The organism is Tessaracoccus zhenghani (assembly GCF_055326325.1).
Genome location: NZ_JBUZNQ010000002.1, coordinates 264,389 through 280,909, shown reverse-complemented (window position 1 = coordinate 280,909; position 16,521 = coordinate 264,389). Strand labels below are relative to the sequence as shown.

Annotated in this window: 14 protein-coding genes; 2 read left to right on the top strand and 12 right to left on the bottom strand. The window is 67.6% G+C overall.

Annotated features, from left to right (window positions below):
• Positions 1-17 precede the first annotated feature (17 nt).
• The 7 genes from guaB to ACZK4S_RS05080 form a co-directional block, all read right to left on the bottom strand.
• Complete coding sequence (guaB, locus tag ACZK4S_RS05110; protein ID WP_076060150.1) at positions 18-1,523, bottom strand: IMP dehydrogenase; 1,506 nt, start codon at positions 1,521-1,523, stop codon at positions 18-20.
• 163 nt (positions 1,524-1,686) lie between these two features.
• Positions 1,687-2,154 (bottom strand): nucleoside deaminase, encoded by a 468-nt coding sequence (locus ACZK4S_RS05105; protein WP_076059600.1) that lies wholly within the window; start codon positions 2,152-2,154, stop codon positions 1,687-1,689.
• Positions 2,155-2,181: 27 nt separating this feature from the next.
• Positions 2,182-3,669, bottom strand: coding sequence for a cytosine permease (locus ACZK4S_RS05100; protein ID WP_463643567.1), 1,488 nt, complete (start codon positions 3,667-3,669; stop codon positions 2,182-2,184).
• Positions 3,670-3,729: 60 nt separating this feature from the next.
• On the bottom strand, positions 3,730-5,148 hold the full coding sequence (locus ACZK4S_RS05095; RefSeq protein ID WP_463643566.1) for a YlbE family protein: 1,419 nt from the start codon (positions 5,146-5,148) through the stop codon (positions 3,730-3,732).
• Positions 5,148-6,704, bottom strand: coding sequence for an acyl-CoA synthetase FdrA (gene fdrA / locus ACZK4S_RS05090; protein ID WP_463643565.1), 1,557 nt, complete (start codon positions 6,702-6,704; stop codon positions 5,148-5,150). The genes ACZK4S_RS05095 and fdrA overlap by 1 nt, the downstream gene beginning before the upstream one ends.
• Positions 6,701-7,498, bottom strand: a complete 798-nt coding sequence (locus ACZK4S_RS05085; protein WP_076059608.1) for an oxamate carbamoyltransferase subunit AllH family protein — start codon at positions 7,496-7,498, stop codon at positions 6,701-6,703. The genes fdrA and ACZK4S_RS05085 overlap by 4 nt, the downstream gene beginning before the upstream one ends.
• A gap of 1 nt (position 7,499) precedes the next feature.
• Positions 7,500-8,102: an ankyrin repeat domain-containing protein gene (locus ACZK4S_RS05080; protein ID WP_463643564.1), complete on the bottom strand. Its 603-nt coding sequence runs from the start codon at positions 8,100-8,102 to the stop codon at positions 7,500-7,502.
• A gap of 66 nt (positions 8,103-8,168) precedes the next feature.
• Here ACZK4S_RS05080 and ACZK4S_RS05075 point away from each other — a divergent pair, with 66 nt between their 5' ends.
• Positions 8,169-9,101, top strand: a complete 933-nt coding sequence (locus tag ACZK4S_RS05075) for a carbamate kinase (protein WP_463643563.1) — start codon at positions 8,169-8,171, stop codon at positions 9,099-9,101.
• 6 nt (positions 9,102-9,107) lie between these two features.
• On the opposite strand, the gene ACZK4S_RS05070 is transcribed toward ACZK4S_RS05075, so the two are convergent.
• The 5 genes from ACZK4S_RS05070 to groES all read right to left on the bottom strand — a co-directional run bounded on the left by ACZK4S_RS05070 (position 9,108) and on the right by groES (position 15,172).
• Positions 9,108-9,779, bottom strand: coding sequence for a GntR family transcriptional regulator (locus tag ACZK4S_RS05070; RefSeq protein ID WP_463643562.1), 672 nt, complete (start codon positions 9,777-9,779; stop codon positions 9,108-9,110).
• Between the two features lie 7 nt (positions 9,780-9,786).
• The gene (locus ACZK4S_RS05065; protein WP_463643561.1) at positions 9,787-12,750 is read right to left on the bottom strand and encodes a DEAD/DEAH box helicase; all 2,964 of its coding nucleotides are present in this window, start codon (positions 12,748-12,750) and stop codon (positions 9,787-9,789) included.
• Positions 12,741-13,127 (bottom strand): (deoxy)nucleoside triphosphate pyrophosphohydrolase, encoded by a 387-nt coding sequence (locus ACZK4S_RS05060; protein WP_463643560.1) that lies wholly within the window; start codon positions 13,125-13,127, stop codon positions 12,741-12,743. Before ACZK4S_RS05060 ends, ACZK4S_RS05065 begins: the two co-directional genes overlap by 10 nt.
• Positions 13,128-13,273: 146 nt before the next feature.
• A complete protein-coding gene (gene groL / locus ACZK4S_RS05055) occupies positions 13,274-14,860 on the bottom strand; it encodes a chaperonin GroEL (RefSeq protein WP_076059621.1) in 1,587 nt (528 codons plus the stop codon).
• Positions 14,861-14,875: 15 nt separating this feature from the next.
• Positions 14,876-15,172 carry a co-chaperone GroES gene (groES, locus tag ACZK4S_RS05050; RefSeq protein ID WP_076059623.1) on the bottom strand — a complete coding sequence of 99 codons (297 nt, stop codon included), beginning with the start codon at positions 15,170-15,172 and terminating at the stop codon, positions 14,876-14,878.
• A gap of 274 nt (positions 15,173-15,446) precedes the next feature.
• On the opposite strand from groES, the gene bioB reads away from it, so the two are divergent.
• Positions 15,447-16,499: a biotin synthase BioB gene (gene bioB / locus ACZK4S_RS05045; RefSeq protein WP_463643559.1), complete on the top strand. Its 1,053-nt coding sequence runs from the start codon at positions 15,447-15,449 to the stop codon at positions 16,497-16,499.
• Positions 16,500-16,521: the final 22 nt, after the last annotated feature.

The window sequence follows — 16,521 nt, the reverse complement described above, 5'->3', positions numbered from 1 at the left end:
TTATACCTGTTCTCTTCCTAGCGCGACGAGTAGTTCGGCGCTTCGGCGGTCATCTGGATGTCATGCGGGTGCGATTCGCGCAGACCGGCGGCCGTGATCCGCACGAAGCGGCCCCTGTCCTGGAGCTCGGCGATGGTGCCCGCGCCCGAGTAGAACATGGACTGCCGCAGGCCACCCACCAACTGGTAGGCGACGGCGGCCAGCGGGCCGCGGTAGGCGACCTGACCCTCGATGCCTTCGGGGATGAGCTTGTCGTCGGCCGTGACGTCGCCCTGGAAGTAGCGGTCCTTCGAGTAGGAGGCCTTGCGCCCGCGAGCAGCCATGGCGCCCAGCGAGCCCATGCCGCGGTAGCTCTTGTACTGCTTGCCGTTGATGAAGACCAGCTCGCCGGGGCTCTCGGCGCAGCCGGCCAGGAGTGAGCCGAGCATGACGCTGGAGGCGCCGGCCACGATGGCCTTGGCGATGTCGCCGGAGTACTGGAGGCCGCCGTCGCCGATGACAGGGACGCCGGCCGGCCGGGCGGCACGGGCCGCGTCGTAGATGGCGGTGACCTGGGGCACGCCCACGCCTGCCACCACGCGGGTGGTGCAGATGGAGCCGGGGCCCACGCCCACCTTCACGGCGTCTGCGCCGGCCTCGACGAGCGCCTTGGCGCCGGCGTAGGTGGCGACGTTGCCGCCGATGATGTCGACGTCAGCCGCGAGGGGTTCTGCCTTGAGTCGCTTGATCATGTCCACGACGCCGCGGCTGTGGCCGTGCGCGGTGTCCACGACGATGGCGTCGACGCCCTTCTCCACCAGCGCCATGGCGCGGTCCCAGGAGTCGCCAAAGAAGCCGACGGCGGCGCCGACGCGCAGGCGGCCGGAGTCGTCCTTGGCGGCATGGGGGTATTTGTCGGCCTTGACGAAGTCCTTGAGGGTGATGAGCCCCTTGAGCTTGCCCTGGCCGTCGACGATGGGCAGCTTCTCGATCTTGTGCTTGGCCATGAGGCCGATGGCCTCGTCGTTGGTCACGCCGACGTGGGCGGTGACCAGCGGCATCTTCGTCATGACCTCGCCCACCTTGCGGGAGGCGTCGTCCTCGAAGCGCATGTCGCGGTTGGTGATGATGCCCAGGAGCGTGCCGTCGGAATCCACCACGGGCGTGCCGGAGATGCGGAACTGCGCGCAGAGGTCGTCGACCTCCCCGAGCGTGGCGTCGGGACCGACGGTGATGGGTTCAGACACCATGCCGGCCTCCGAGCGCTTCACCTGGTCAACCATGTGCGCCTGGTCCTCGATGCTGAGGTTGCGGTGCAGGATGCCGATGCCACCCTCGCGCGCCATGGCGATGGCCAGACGGGATTCCGTGACGGTGTCCATCGCGGCGGAGGCGAGCGGAACGTTGAGCCTGATGCGACGGGTCAGCTGGGTGCCGGTGTCCACCTGCGAGGGAATGATGTCTGATTGGTTGGGCTGAAGGAGCACATCGTCATAGGTGAGCCCCAGCACGCCGAACGGCGCGGGCACCCCCGATCCAGTCAGTTCCTCGGACACTTGGTCACCCTTCGGTCGCGGCCATTCGAGGCCTCAGTCTACGCCGCCGCCTGAGGCTGGGCTAACCGGTGGCCGAGCGGCGGACTGCTCCGGAAATGACGAACCCCGCCAGACAGGGGGACGCCTGGCGGGGTTCTCAGTGTGCTGTGGGTCAGGCCCGCTCGGCTTTCAGCCGACCGAACTCGGTCCAGATCTCAGCACAGTCTTCACGGCCCTCTTCGAGATGCTCGAGGTCGAAGAGGGTGGGGTCGGTCTTGTCGAGGAAGTCGCGCAGGTGCTGGTCCGAGAACCCGGCCTCCGCAGCGTCGGTGCGGGTGGAGGCGTAGTAGCACTTCTCCACGCCGGCCCACATCATCACGGCCACGCACATGGGGCAGGGCTCGCACGTGGCGTACATGGTCGAGCCGCTGAGGTCGAGCGTGTTCAACTTGGCGCAGGCCTCGCGGACCGCGACGAGCTCGGCGTGGCCCGACGGGTCCATCTCCTTGAGCACGGTGTTGCCGACGGCGGCGATGACTTCGCCGTTCTTGTCGACGAGGGTGGCGCCGAACGGTCCGCCGGTGCCCTCACGCATGCCTTCCATGGTGGCGTCGACTGCGAGCTTGAAGTATTCGTCCATGAGTAACTCCTTTGTCTGTGTGGACGATCAGTTGGTGGTGGTGCGGGGACGGACGAGCAGGTAGCCCACGAACCCGATGATGAGGCCGCAGAAGAAGGCCCAGTTGTTGATGGTGGCCAGCAGTTCGACGCCGCTGAAGAGCTTCCCGGACATGGTCACGACGAAGCTGACGACCAGCACGCCGATCGCGCGCCAGTTGACGCCGCCCGGGTACCCGCCGTCCGCACCGGGGGCGGTGTAGATGTGGTCGAGGTTCAGGACGCGCTTGCGCTCGAGGTAGTAGCTGGCGAGCATGATGCCGGCGATGGGGCCGAACATCGAGCCGATGAAGCTGTAGAAGAGGTACAGCATGGTGGTGTTCTCGACGAACTGCCAGGGCAGGATCAGCGTGCCGACGACGGCGGCGAGGAGGCCGCCGGTCTTCACGGTGAACCACTTGGGCAGCTGGGCCGTCATCTGCAGCCCGGAGGGCAGCATGTTGCCGAACACGACGAAGGCGGTGGCGCCGACGTTCATGGCCAGGATCAGCAGGATGACGATGAAGGGGTTGCCGATCGAGTTGATGGCGTCGACGAAGACCGTGGGCTTGTTGACGTCGATCTCACCGCCGCTGACGGCGTACAGGCTGGCCATGAACGACACCGTCACGATGGCGAACAGGATGTAGGACACGATCATGCCGATGGGGAACCCCAGGCGCGGCGCGCGCTGGTTGGCGGCGGTGCGCGAGATGTCGGCGATGTTCACGATCGGGCCGGCCCAGTTGGATACGAGCATCGAGACGCAGGTGACGAAGCCGACGACGGTGACCGGTTCGGTGATCGGGTCGAGCGCGAGCACCTCGCCGACGCCGCCGGCGTTGCTGATCGCGATGATGACACCGACGACCATCAGGATCCAGACGGCGGGCGAGGCCCAGTCGGAGAACTTGCCGATGAACTTCTGGCCGGCGAGGTAGAGCACCACGGTGACGACCCACATCACCACGTAGCTGATCAGCGTCGGGATGGGGAGGCCGAGCACGTCCGCTCCCCCACCGAGGTTCAGGAAGCCCGGGAAGAGCCGTTCGAACACGACGTCGAGGGCCTGGGCCGAGGACACCGTGGTGAGGCCGAAGAACACGCAGCCGGCGATGAGGCCACGCAGCAGGGCCGGGAACACGGCGCCCTTGACGCCGAAGGTGTCGCGGATGAGCATCGCGAACGGCACACCGTACTTGGCGGCCGCGTGGCCGTTGAGGACGTAGCCGATCGACACGATGACCGCCGCCGTCATGATGGCCCCGATGACCTGCCAGGCGGACAGGCCGAAGGCGAAGAAGCCGACGACGGTGAAGTAGCTGAGGATGTTGTGGATGGGCCCCATCCACACCGTCGCGAAGTTGCGGATGCCCCAGGTGCGGTCCTTGCGGCGCACCGGCAGCACCTCCTCGGAGTAGCCGCGCGACGCGTACTCGGCGAAGGTCTCGTCCGATATGTCCACTGCGTCGGCAGCGTCAACAGAGAGCGTTGACATGGTGTTTCCCCTTTCAAGGGTTACCGGGAGGGCAACACTGCCCACCCATTGTGATGAGGATCAGAACTTCTCGGCCAGTGCGAGAGTTGCTGTGTGGAACGCCTCCAGGGGCGGGTAAGTGATGCCAGCGCCGATCATGCCGATGCCGGCGTCCCTGTGCGCGATGGCGGTGTTGATGACGGGCAGGATGCCCGTGTCCTCCACCTTGCGCACGTCGATGGCGCTGGCGATCCCACGGAAGTCCAGCAGCGGGATCGTGATGTTCGGGTTGGTCCCGGTGGTGATGTCCATCATGGTCTTCGAGTAGCCGATGGCCTCGGAGACGGTGCCGCCCACCAGCGGGACGATCGCCGGGGCTGCGGCCATGGCGAAGCCGCCGATGCCGTAGGTCTCGGTGATCGCGGAATCGCCGATGTCGAGGCCGGAGTCCTCCGCCGTGTAACCGGCGAACAGCGGGCCGACGACACGCTGGGCGGGTCCGGTGAACCAGGTGTTGCCGCCGATGCCGGAGACCCGGATGCCGAACTCCACGCCGTTGCGGCACATCGTGGTCACGACGGTGGAGTCCGGAATGTTGTGCGCCGCGTCCATGGCGGCCTTGGAGGTGGCCATCCAGGTGGGGCCCGAGAAGTAGTCGGAGCTGAGCACGAAGTTGAAGACGTCCTGCTTGTCCTTCGTCGAGAAGCCCGACTCGAGGATGTGCGGCGTCAGGGCCTGGATGAGCAGCGCGGTCCCGGCGTTGTTGCGGTTGTGGGCCTCGTCGCCCATGTGGATGGCCTGGGCCAGCATCATGCGCAGGTCGATCTCCTTGGCCGACACCATGGCGTCGCGGAGGATCGGGCCGAACACGTCACGCATCCAGTTGAGGCGGTCGATGACGCTCTGGTCGTTGGCGCCCATCCGCAGGATCTTGGCGAGTTGCTCGGACAGGTTGGTGTAGGCGTAGTTGCCGTAGGGGCGGTTCTCCACCACGTGCATGAACATCGATGCGGAGGTGACGCCGGCCATGGAACCCACCGCGTTGTGCTCGTGGCAGGGGCTGAAGTCGATCTCGCCCGACAGCGCCAACTCATAGGCCTCGTCGAGGTCCTTGGCGAGGCCCTCGAACACCAGCGCGCCGGTGACGGCGCCCTTCATGGCGCCGGCCATGCGCTGGAACTCGATGGGCGGGCCGGCGTGCAGGATGGTCTTCTTCGTCATGCCGGGCACCACGTCGAGGGCCTGGCCGAAGCCCACCAGCATGGGCTGGGAGGTGACGATGCGTTCCAGCGCGATGGCGTTGGCGGCCTCGATGCGCTCGGCGTTGGCGGGATCAGCCAGCTTGGTCAGCGCGGCGATCACGTCGGGCTGGCCGCCACCGGGCGGGGTCCAGTCGAGGTGCGTGACGCGGGCGCCCTGGGTGGCGATGTCGTCGGCGAACATCTCGGCCCCGACGTTGACGGCCGACAGCGGGTTGGTCAGGAGGTCTGCGATGCTCATCAGTTGTTGCCCTTCTTGACGAATTCGCGGGCGAGGAGCCCGGTGTTGGTGGAAGACGATGCCCACGTGACGCCCGCGTCGGTGAGCTGGTTCACCTGCGAGTCGAAGTCCTGTGGGTCGCCGTCGGTGCCGAGCACGAAGGCGAGGACCTCGAGGTGGCGCCCTTCAGCGGCAGCCTGCTGCTTGGCCTGCTTGATGGCGGGCAGCATCACGCCGACGGGGTCGGGGTTGGCCCCGTAGCCCAGCACGAAGTCGAGCACGATGACGCCGGTCTCCGGGTCGGCGGCCTCCTCCAGGAAGCGCTGGATGCGGTTGGACGGGTCGATCATGGGGTGCGGTTTGCCGTTGGTGAACTCGTCCGAGCCGAAGTCGAGGAAGGTGTGGCCCTTCGACGTGTCGCCGGCCCCGAGGTGGAACTCACCGGAGCGCAGGTTGGAGTAGACGTCGTCGAAGTCCTCCAGGGCGAGGAACATGGTCTCGTCGCAGAGGGTGCCGCCGGCGAAGATGCCGCGGATGTAGCGCTGCTCGGGAGCGAGCTTGCCGCGGACCTCCTCGATGAGGGGCCAGTTGAGGGGGTGGAGGTTCATGGTGCTGGTGTCGACGCCGCTGGCCTCGAGGGCGGCGATGACGGCGGGCTTGGTGCGGTTGAACGCCTTGACGCCCTTGGCCTCGGCCTCGTCCAGGAGCTCCTGCGGGGCGCCGAGGAAGCAGACGACGGCGGGCTTCTCCGAGGCGGCGAGCGCGTCGATGACCTTGCTCGCCACGGAGTGCGCCGGGGGCTTGGACACGACGACGAGCACGTCGGTGCCCGGGTCCGTGTCCAGCGCGGCGATGCCGTCGAGCATCATGATGCCGCCGATCTCCTCCGAGAGGTCCCGGCCGCCGGTGCCGATGAGGTGGCTGATGCCGCCGCCGAAGGCGTGCAGACGCACGCTCATCTCCTGGCTGCCGGTGCCGGAGGCGCCGACGATGCCGATGCGGCCGCGGCGTACCTCGTTGGCGAAGCAGAGACCGACGCCGCCGAGGATGGCGGTGCCACAGTCCGGACCCATCATGAGCAGGCCCTTGTCGTGCGCCTTGCGCTTGAGGGACAGTTCGTCCTCGATGGAGACGTTGTCGGAGAACATCAGCACGCTGAGCCCGGCGTCGAGCGCTGCGTGCGCCTGGTTCGCGGCGAACGCCCCGTTCACGGAGATCACTGCGAGGTTGGCGTCCTTGCGGCCACCGACGGCGCCCTTCAGGGTGCGGTAGGTGACCTCGGTCTCCTCGTCGCCGCGGGGTTTGCGGACGAGCAGCTCCTGGACCTGGCCCATGACCTCATCGGTGTCGACGCCGTCGTCGGTGACGGCGATGAGGATGAGGTCGCCGGGAGTGGCTTCGGCGACCTCCCCGCTCAGCAGACCGAGTCCCTCCAGCACCTCCTTGTTCATGGGGGTGCCCATGGCGGTGAAGGCCTGCTGCACACCCGGCAGCGCGTTCGCCTTCGTGGAGACCGACATCAGCGAGACCGAGTCGATGTAGGTGTTCTTCTTGATGAGCGTCGTTGTTGTCGTCATCGATGACCTCTTTCAGTGAGTTCCAGGGCGGCGACGAGTCCGCCCACAATGTGCAGTCCTGAGGTGTGCCCGACCGCGAGGCATTGGTCGGTGGCCGCGATGATGCGGTCGGTGTCGCCTGCGCCGAGCGCATCGACGAGGTGGTGGAGGACGCTGGTCGCGCGGCCGTCGAGGGCCGCGGTCAGCATCGTGAGGCTGATGTCGTTGGTGGCCGCAGCGTGCTCTGCGACGGCGGAGCGCAGCCACCGCAGGGCCGCGTTGCGACCCGTCACGTGGCAGCCGATGATGAAGCCCGCGAGGAGGTCGTCACCGGCCGGGGTGAGACCGGGGCCGAGGCCGATGAGGCGCGCTGCCGCGATCTTGGTGGTGGTGAAGTCGCCGCCGCGCACCGCGGTCTGGAGGCGCACCGTGTGGGTGGCGATCCGTCCCTCTGCGGCACGCTCGAACGGGTCCGTCGCGTCGGTGACCGGGAGGTGCGCCCGCACCACGTCGAGCGCCTCGCGCGTGATCCACAGCGGCCAGTGGGCGGGATTCCAGGTGGTGGCGTTCCTGAGGTCGACGGAGGCGAGATCCACCTCATCGCCGACGGCGAGCCTGAGAGTTGCTGCGGACGGCACGTCGAGGACGGCGGTGCGCGGGCCCACCGGCACCGTCGCGGCGGCGAGGGTCCAGAGGCCGGATGCGTCGACCATGTTGATGGTGCGCCCGAAGACCGAGTGGACTCGCGCGCGCGGGCGGGTGGCGGCCCAGGAGGTGAACTCCCGGTCAGCCACGAGCGCCCTCATCACGGTCATGTCAGGCGCCTGCTGCTACGAGGAGCTCGGCGATCTCGGTGAAGCCCAACTTCTCGGCGTGCTGCAGCGGGGTCACACCCCACTGGTCGACCATCCTCGGGTCGGCGCCCGCGTCGAGGAGGATCTTCACGATCTCCTGCTGCGCCGGGCCGCCGTCGCGGAGGATGATCGCCTCCAGCAGCGGGGTCCAGCCACAGATGTTGGTGTGGTTGACGTTGACGTCGGTCTCCTCGGCCAGGTAGCGCGTGAGTTCCACGAACCCCTTCTCCGCGGAGGGGTGGATGCCCACTCCCCCGAACCGGGTGACCAGCTCGAGGTCGGTCCCGGCCTCCACCATGCGACGCGCCAGGGTCAGGTCGTTGTTGATGCAGGCCCACAGGAACGGGTTGAGCGAGATGCGGTTCTGGGCGTTGATGTCGGCGCCGGCCTCGACCAGCACCTCGAGCGCCTCGGTGTTGCCGGCGCTCGCCGCGATCAGCACCGCGGAGGAACGGGTCTGCGCCTGGGTCGCCGTCGCGTTGGGGTCAGCCCCGCCTGCGAGTTGTGCGCGAACCTCGTCGGCGGCGGCGCCGGCCACCATGTCCGGCCATGCGGTGTGAGTCATCTTTCCTGCCTGTTCTCCGGGCGTCTCTGCCTTCTTAAACCCTCTGGCATATGGTATACCATATACATGAGGATCTTGGTAGCCCTGGGGGGCAACGCAATGACCGGCCCCGGAGAATCCGTACGGGCCGATCACCAGATAGCCGCCGTTGAGGCGGCGGCAGAACAGATCGCAGCTCTGGCCAACGACGGCCACCAGGTGCTGATCTCCCACGGAAACGGCCCGCAGGTGGGCAACATCCTGGCCAAGAACGACCTGGCCGCCTACGTGCTGACTCCGGTTCCGCTGGACTGGTGCGTGGCCAACACGCAGGGGTCGATCGGCTTCATCCTGCTCAACGCTCTGGACCGCGCACTGGGGCGCCGTCAGATCGCCATGAAGCCCGCCGTCGTCGTCACCCGCGCGCTCGTCGCTGCGGATGACCCGGCGTTCGACAAGCCCACCAAGCCCGTCGGGCGTTACGTGGACGAGGCGACGGCCCAGCGGCTGAGCCACTTCGGTCAGATGCTCAGCGAGATCGAGCCCGGCCGCTGGCGCCGGCTCGTGCCCAGCCCCGAACCGCTCGAGATCCTTGACGCGCCGGCGATCGACGCGCTGCTGAAGGCCGGCTTGCTCGTCGTGGCCGGCGGCGGTGGCGGAATCCCCGTCACACGCGACTCCGAAGGCGTGCTGCACGGCGTCGAGGCCGTCATCGACAAGGACCTGGCCAGCGTGCTGCTGGCCCGCCGGCTGGGCGCCGATGCCCTCGTGCTGGCCACCAACGTGGACAATGCCTGGGTCAACTGGGGCAGGGACGACGCGGCCCCGCTCGGCGAGGTGAGCCTGGCGGAGATCCGCCGCCACGAGGCCGAGGGCCAGTTCGGCGCCGGTTCCATGGGCCCGAAGGTCGCGGCGATCCGCCGCTTCGTCGAACAGGGTGGGCCCATGGGCGTCATCACCGCGCTGGACAAGATCGGCGCTGCCCTCGAGGGCAAGGCCGGAACCGTCCTCCGCTCCTGACCCGCGTCAGGCTTCTGTGTCGCCGAAGAGGAGCGTGTGGGCGAGCCGGAGTGAGGTCTCCACATGCACTTCGGCGAGAGCACGCGCCTTGGCCCTGTCCCCCGACACGATGGCCTGGGCGATCTCGAAGTGCTCGCCGCAGATGGCGGCCGGGTCGTCATTCTGCTTGAACAGCCAGTTCAACCGGTTGCGCAGCGGTTCCAGCATCGACGCCATGAGCGAGTTGTGCGTCATCTGGACCAGCACCTCGTGGAATTCCGCGTTGTACCGGCGCACCAGGTCACGGTTTCCAGATTTCAGGGCGGACTGTTCCTTCTCGACGACGCGCAGCAGCCGGGCGCGTTCCGCTTCGCTGCCGTGCTTGAGTGCGAGCTCGACCTCCTGCACCTCGAGGGCCTCGCGCAGCTCGAAGATCTCCCGCAGGTCCTCCGGGACCAGTTCGGTGACCACCGCGCCGCGGCGGGGCTGCAGGGTGATGAAGCCCTCCGTCGACAGCCCGGCCAGCGCCTCGCGCACCGGGATGCGCGAAATGCCCAGCTCCTCGGAGAGGTCTCGCTCCTTGATCCGGTACCCGGGCTGGTAGGCGCCGGTGGTGATGCGGTCCCGGATGACGTCGCGCGCGCGCTCGGCCAGGGAGCGTTGCGTCTGGCCGAGATTGTCGTCGCGCGTGCTGGTCATCGCCCGATTATGGCACTACCTTTTCCGTTTGCGCGGTTTGAGGATGAGCGAATAGCGGCAGCTCGAGCGCCGCCTCCCGCCACCCGAGATCGGCGAGCGTCGCTTGGGCGGGGGCCGGGCCGGCCGTGAGGTAGTCGTAGAGGCCCCGTTCCACCGGCTCGTCGAGGCGCAGGTGCATCGTGACGACGGACATCGTGTCGTCCATGGGCATCGTCTCCTGCCGCGCGTTGTGCGGGCTCACTGTGCCGAGGTACACGAAGTCGCGACCCTCGGCGTCGTCACGCTTGACGAACAGGTGCAGGTCCACGCTGTGCTCGACGATGCGGCGCACCTCCCGGCTGCCCAGATGCAGCCTGCTGCGGGTGAACCATCGCATCGTGGATTCGTCGAGGAACTCGTCGCCGTAGGCCACGGAGGACTCCACCTCGTCGCCCTTGTGGTAGGTCACGAAGATGGGGCAGGTGCGGGAGAACTCGTCCACCTTGTAGCCGTAGAGCGTGGCCGTCTCGTCGCCGCGGAAGTTGAGCAGCCGGCAGGCGTCCTTGCGCGAGTAGCGCCCGCCCGGGCGCAGCGTCTGCGCCCAGCCGTGCCGGTGACGGGCGAGGAAGAGGCCCGTGTCGATGACGTCGGTGGCCTGCGCCCGGAAATCGGGGTTGGCCCATTCGTCGCGGAATTCGGGGCTCAGTTCCAGTCCGCCGTCGCTCTCGACCGCGAGCGGATGGTAGCTGGGCTTCGTCTTGGCCGGGAAGAACCCGAGAGTCAACATGCTGACGGCGCTGCGCACCACCTCGGGCGTGCTGGTGCAGTCTCGTGCGCGCAAGCGCTCGACGATGTCGGCCCCGGCGAGCCGGCCCTCCTCCAGCAGCGCCCGGAGCACCACAAGTTCGTGGGGCCGCTTCCCATTGAGCAGCTCGACCGTGAGCAGGTTGAGCAGTCTGGTCTGGCGGGGCGTGGGGCCCTGCACGTTGGCGAACTTGGCCGACAGCTGCCAGTAGTTCTTCTCCTTTGTGCCCAGCACCACCGGATCCGCAGTGTCGAACCGCGCGAAGTCCAGGAGCTTCGGCTCTCCCCCGACCCTGTTGCGCATCTCTGTGTAGGCCTTCTTCAGTGCCACCATCGAATCAAGCTTGACCTGGGCGATGGCCTTGAAGACCTGATCGCGGGCGATGGCGTCGAAGTTGACGCTGGACAGCCCGGCGATGGAGCCGGCCTCCTCAGCCTCGATGAGATTCTGCCGCACCGAATCCTTCGACAGGCTGGAGTCGCCGAACAACGCCACCGGTACCAGGTAGTTGTTGGCGTAGTTGCCGATGAAATCGATGACGACGAGGTAGTCCTTGCCGGCGGCCTTGCGCAGGCCACGACCCAATTGCTGGGTGAACACGATGGCCGACTGGGTCTGGCGCAGCATCACCACCTGATTGATGGCAGGGATGTCGATGCCCTCGTTGAAGATGTCGACGGTGAGGAGGTAGTCGAGGTCGCCCCGTTCCAACCGTGCGACCGCGTCCTCCCTGGCCCGCACCGAGTCCATGCCGGACAGGGACATCGTGCGCAGTCTGCGGCCTCGCAGGGTGCGCCCGTTGAGGACCTGGGACAGCTGCCTGGCCTCCTCGTTGCGGGAGCAGAAGATGAGGCCGCGTACCGGGATCCCCGCCTGCCCGTAGCGCTCCACTGCGGCGAGCACGTGGTCGACGCGTTCGCGGTCCACGAGGCGGGCGAGGCTGGTCGTGTCGTCGATGACCTCACCGTCGCCGGTGACGTAGTCTGTGACCCCGTAGTAGTGGAACGGGGCCAGCATGTCGGCCTCCAGCGCCTTCTGCAGCCTGATCTCGTAGGCCACGTTGTAGTGGAACAGCTCGAAGATGTTGAAACCGTCGGTGCGCTCCGGGGTGGCGGTCATGCCCAGCAGGAAGGCCGGGGTGAGATGCTCGATGATGCGGCGGTAGCTGTCGGCGCCCGCCCGGTGCACCTCGTCGATGAGGACGTAGTCGAAGGCATCCGGGGCGATGACACCCAGGGCGTTGGACAGCGACTGGACGGTGGCGAACACGTAGCGGCGATCCACTTCGCGGCGGCCGCCGGCCAACTTGCCGATGTCGCTGGCGGGGGCGCCCAGGACCCGACGGAATTCAGCGATGGCCTTGTCCAGGATCTGTTCCCGGTGCACCACGAACAGCATGCGTTGCGGTTGGGCCGTTCGCACATCGAGGGCCGCGAGGATCGTCTTGCCCGTGCCGGTGGCGGACACGACGAGGCCGCGCTTCTCCCCCCTGGCCCGCACCAGATCGATCTCGGCCAGCGCCTCCACCTGCATGGAGTTGGCGACGACCTTGCCGGCCGCGCCGGCCCCCACCTCCGGGACCTGGTGCGGGGCGCTCGGAGCGGCGGGCGGCCGCCAGGTCTTACGGTAAGCCTCCACCCAGGCGCGGCTGAGGGGCACCGCGCGGGCACGCTGCCTGTCGACGGCGGCTTCGAGCTGGTGCACGATGTCACCGTCCGCCAACGCTGAGAAGCGCAGGTTCCACTCGTGGTTGCGCAGCAGGGCTGACTCAGTGAGGTTGGAGCTGCCCACGATGGCCGTCGAGCTGTGCTCCTGACGGAACACATATCCCTTCGCATGGAATCCCTCCGAGGCACCGTCCAGCAGCAGCACTTCGATGCGCGGCAGGTTGAGCAGTTCGTCGAAGGCGGCCGGCGAGTTGAAGCCCAGGTACGTCGAGGTGATGATCGTGCCCTCGCCCCGGAAGTCGAGCAGCGCCTGTTTCAGCACGGCGATGGCACCCGGGGTGACGAAAGCGACGGAGAACACGAAGCTGTCGGCGCGGCGCAGCTCGTGGCGGATCGTCCGCAGCATGGTGTCGCGGCCCTCGTTCACGATCAGCCGGGGGTGGTGGAGGCGGGGTGAGGTCTGCGTGCGATCGACGAAACCGAACGTCAGGTCGCGGCCAAAGCCCGCTGTCAGCTCCATTGCCCGCGGGCCGCGAAGATCAGTTCGACGGCCGGGACGTCAGCCGGTGCCCACTCCAGCTCGGCCAGCTCATGGGCGTCCACCCAGCGCAGCTCGGAGTGCTCGGCCGGCTCAGGTTCACCGTCGACGATCCGGCACCAGTAGGTGCTCAGGTCCACGAGCCCGAACGTGTAGTGGTATTCGGTGCGGGTGAGGAAGTCGCCCACCTCGACGGTGCAGCCCAGCTCCTCGTCGATCTCGCGGCGCAGCGTCTCCTGCGGCGTCTCGCCGGGCTCGATCTTCCCACCGGGGAACTCCCAGAGCCCGGGCAGTGACATGGAGTCGCTCCGGCGGGCCGCCAGAATGCGTCCGTCCCGCACCGAAACCGCGCCAACCACAGTGATCCGCTTGCCCACTTCGCCGCCCTCCCAGGTCGGGGACCAGGCTATCGCCGGCGCCGGCAGCTGGCCAGCTCGACGCCCGGGCAATGCAGGAGGCCCCGCCCGGGCGAACCGGGCGGGGCCTTGCAGCGACTGATGTCAGATCAGGCGTCTTCGTCTTCGCGCTTGTCGACGACGAGGGTTTCCGTGGTGAGCAGCAGCGACGCGATGGACGCGGCGTTGGCCAGCGCGGAGCGCGTGACCTTGACCGGGTCGATCACGCCGTTGGCAACGAGATCCTGGTACTCGCCGATCTTGGCGTTGTAGCCGTGACCGACCTCCATCTCGGCAACCTTGGAGGTGATGACGTAGCCGGCTTCGCCACCGTTCTCAGCGATCCAGCGCAGCGGCTCGGCGAGCGACTTGGCCACGACGTTCACGCCGGCGAGCTCGTCGCCTTCGAGGCCGAGGCCGTCAGCAAGCACCGCGCCGGCGTGGATGAGGGCGGAGCCGCCACCGGCGACGATGCCCTCCTCGATGGCCGCACGGGTAGCCGAGACGGCGTCCTCGATGCGGTGCTTCTTCTCCTTGAGCTCCACCTCGGTGGCAGCGCCGACCTGGATCACGCACACGCCACCGGCGAGCTTGGCGACCCGCTCCTGCAGCTTCTCGCGGTCCCAGTCGGAATCCGTGCGCTCGATCTCGGCGCGCAGCTGGGCCACGCGGCCGTCGACCTCGGAGGATTCGCCAGCGCCATCGACGATGGTGGTGGCGTCCTTGGTGACGACGATGCGGCGGGCGCGGCCGAGCACCTCGAGGCCAACCTGGTCGAGCTTGAGGCCGACCTCGGGCGCGACGACCTGGCCACCGGTGAGGATGGCGATGTCTTCGAGCATGGCCTTGCGGCGGTCACCGAAGGCGGGGGCCTTGACGGCCACGGAGGTGAAGGTGCCGCGGATCTTGTTGACCACGAGGGTCGAGAGCGCTTCGCCGTCGACGTCCTCAGCCACGATGAACAGCGTGCCCTTGGCGGCGATGACCTTCTCCAGCAGCGGGAGCAGCTCGTTCATCGACGAGATCTTGCCGCTGTTGATCAGGATGTACGGATCATCCAGCACGGCTTCCATGCGGTCCGTGTCAGTGACCATGTACGGCGACAGGTAGCCCTTGTCGAACTGCATGCCCTCGGTGAACTCGAGCTCGGTGCCGAAGGTCTGCGACTCGTCGACGGTGATGACGCCGTCCTTGCCGACCTTGTCGAACGCCTCGGCGATGAGCTCGCCGATCTGCTCGTCACGCGAGGAGATGGTGGCGACCGACGCCATGTCGGCGGTGGTGTCGACCACGCGGGCGTTCTCACGCAGGCGCTCGACGACGGCCTCAACGGCCTTGTCGATGCCGCGCTTGAGGCCGACCGGGTTGATGCCGGCGGTCACGGCGCGCAGGCCGGCGTGGACCATGGCCTGGGCGAGCACGGTGGCGGTGGTGGTGCCGTCACCTGCGACGTCGTTGGTCTTGGTGGCGACCTCCTTGGCCAGCTGGGCGCCGAGATCCTCGTAAGGATCGTCGAGCTCGACCTCCTTGGCGACGGTGACGCCGTCGTTGGTGATGGTCGGGGCGCCCCACTTCTGGTCGAGGACGACGTAGCGGCCCTTGGGGCCGAGCGTCACCTTGACGGTGTCGGCGAGGGCGTCAACGCCACGCTCGAGAGCGCGGCGGGCTTCCTCGTTGAAAGCGAGAATCTTTGCCATGGGTGAAATCAGCCCTTACTTGGAGACGACGGCGAGGATGTCCCGCGCGTTGAGCAGGAGGTATTCGTTGCCGTCGTACTTGACCTCGGTGCCGCCGTACTTCGAGAAGATGACGACGTCGCCCTCAGCGACATCGAGGGGGATGCGGTTGCCCTTGTCGTCGATGCGGCCGGGGCCGGTGGCGATGACCTTGCCCTCCTGGGGCTTTTCCTTGGCGGTGTCGGGGATGAAGAGGCCCGACTGGGTCTGCTGGGTGGCCTCGAGGGGCTGGATCAGAATGCGGTCCTCGAGAGGCTTGATCGTGGTTGCCACGTCAAACACCTTCCTTTGTGTCTTCCGGCCGAAACCGGCTGAGATGTCTTCTTCTGTTGGACCCGGGCGTCGTCGCGGTGCCGCCTAGGCAGTTAGCACCCGAGGGTGTCGAGTGCCAGTCCCCAAACTATCGCGGCTTTAGCACTCAATCAAGCCGAGTGCCAGGTTTTGTGGTGGCACTGTGCCCCGTGAGCCCGGATCCCCGGGTCACCGCGGATTTGAACACTGTTAAGCTCCTTATCTGAACAGTGTTCAAACGCGAAGGAACGAGCCCGTGGATCTGTACTCCCTTGCCGACAAGGCGATCGCCGACGGCACCATCTCCCCCGACGAGGCCCTGGCCGTCCTGCAGCTTCCGGACGCCCGCACCTATGAGCTCGTCGCCGCGGCCGGGCGTGTGCGCCGCCATTTCCACGGTGTTGCCACGAAGGTCAACTACCTCGTCAACCTCAAGTCGGGCAAGTGCCCCGAGGACTGCTTCTACTGCTCGCAGCGCCTCGGCTCCGACGCCGAGATCCTCCGCTACACCTGGCTCACCCACGAGGACGCGCTGGCCGCGGCGAAGGCCGGCATCCAGGCCGGGGCCGGCCGCGTGTGCCTGGTCGCCTCAGGCCGCGGCCCGTCGAACCGCGACGTGGACCGCGTGTCCAAGATCGTCGAAGACCTCAAGGACGAGAACCCCGACGTCGAGGTGTGCGCCTGCCTGGGCATCCTCAAGGACGGGCAGGCGGAGAAGCTCGCCGCCGTCGGGACGGACGCCTACAACCACAACCTCAACACCGCCGAGTCCCACTACGACAACATCTGCAGCACCCACGACTTCGACGACCGCAAGCAGACCGTCCAGCACGCCCGCGAGCACGGCCTCTCCGCCTGCTCCGGCCTCATCGCCGGCATGGGTGAGACCGACGAGCAGCTCGTCGAGGTGACGTTCCAACTCAAGGAGATCGGCGCGGATTCCGTGCCGGTGAACTTCCTCATGCCGTTCGACGGCACCCCGCTGCAGGGCCACCACGAGCTCACCCCGCACCAGTGCCTGCGCATCCTCGCCATGATCCGCTTCGTGCACGGGGCGGCCGACGTGCGCGTCTCCGCCGGGCGCGAGCAGCACCTGCGCTCGCTCCAGCCGCTCGGCATGGAGATCTGCAACTCGCTGTTCCTCGGCGACTACCTCACCTCCGAGGGCCAGGCCGGCAAGGCCGACCTCCAGATGCTCGCCGACGGCGGCTACACCGTCCACGGCTCCGACGAGCGGCTCGCGGCAGCCCTCCCCCAGACGTCGGTACGTCGTCGGGGCGCCGGAACCCAGGTCGCTGCCAACGCCTGAGCAACCGCGCACTCCGAGTGCT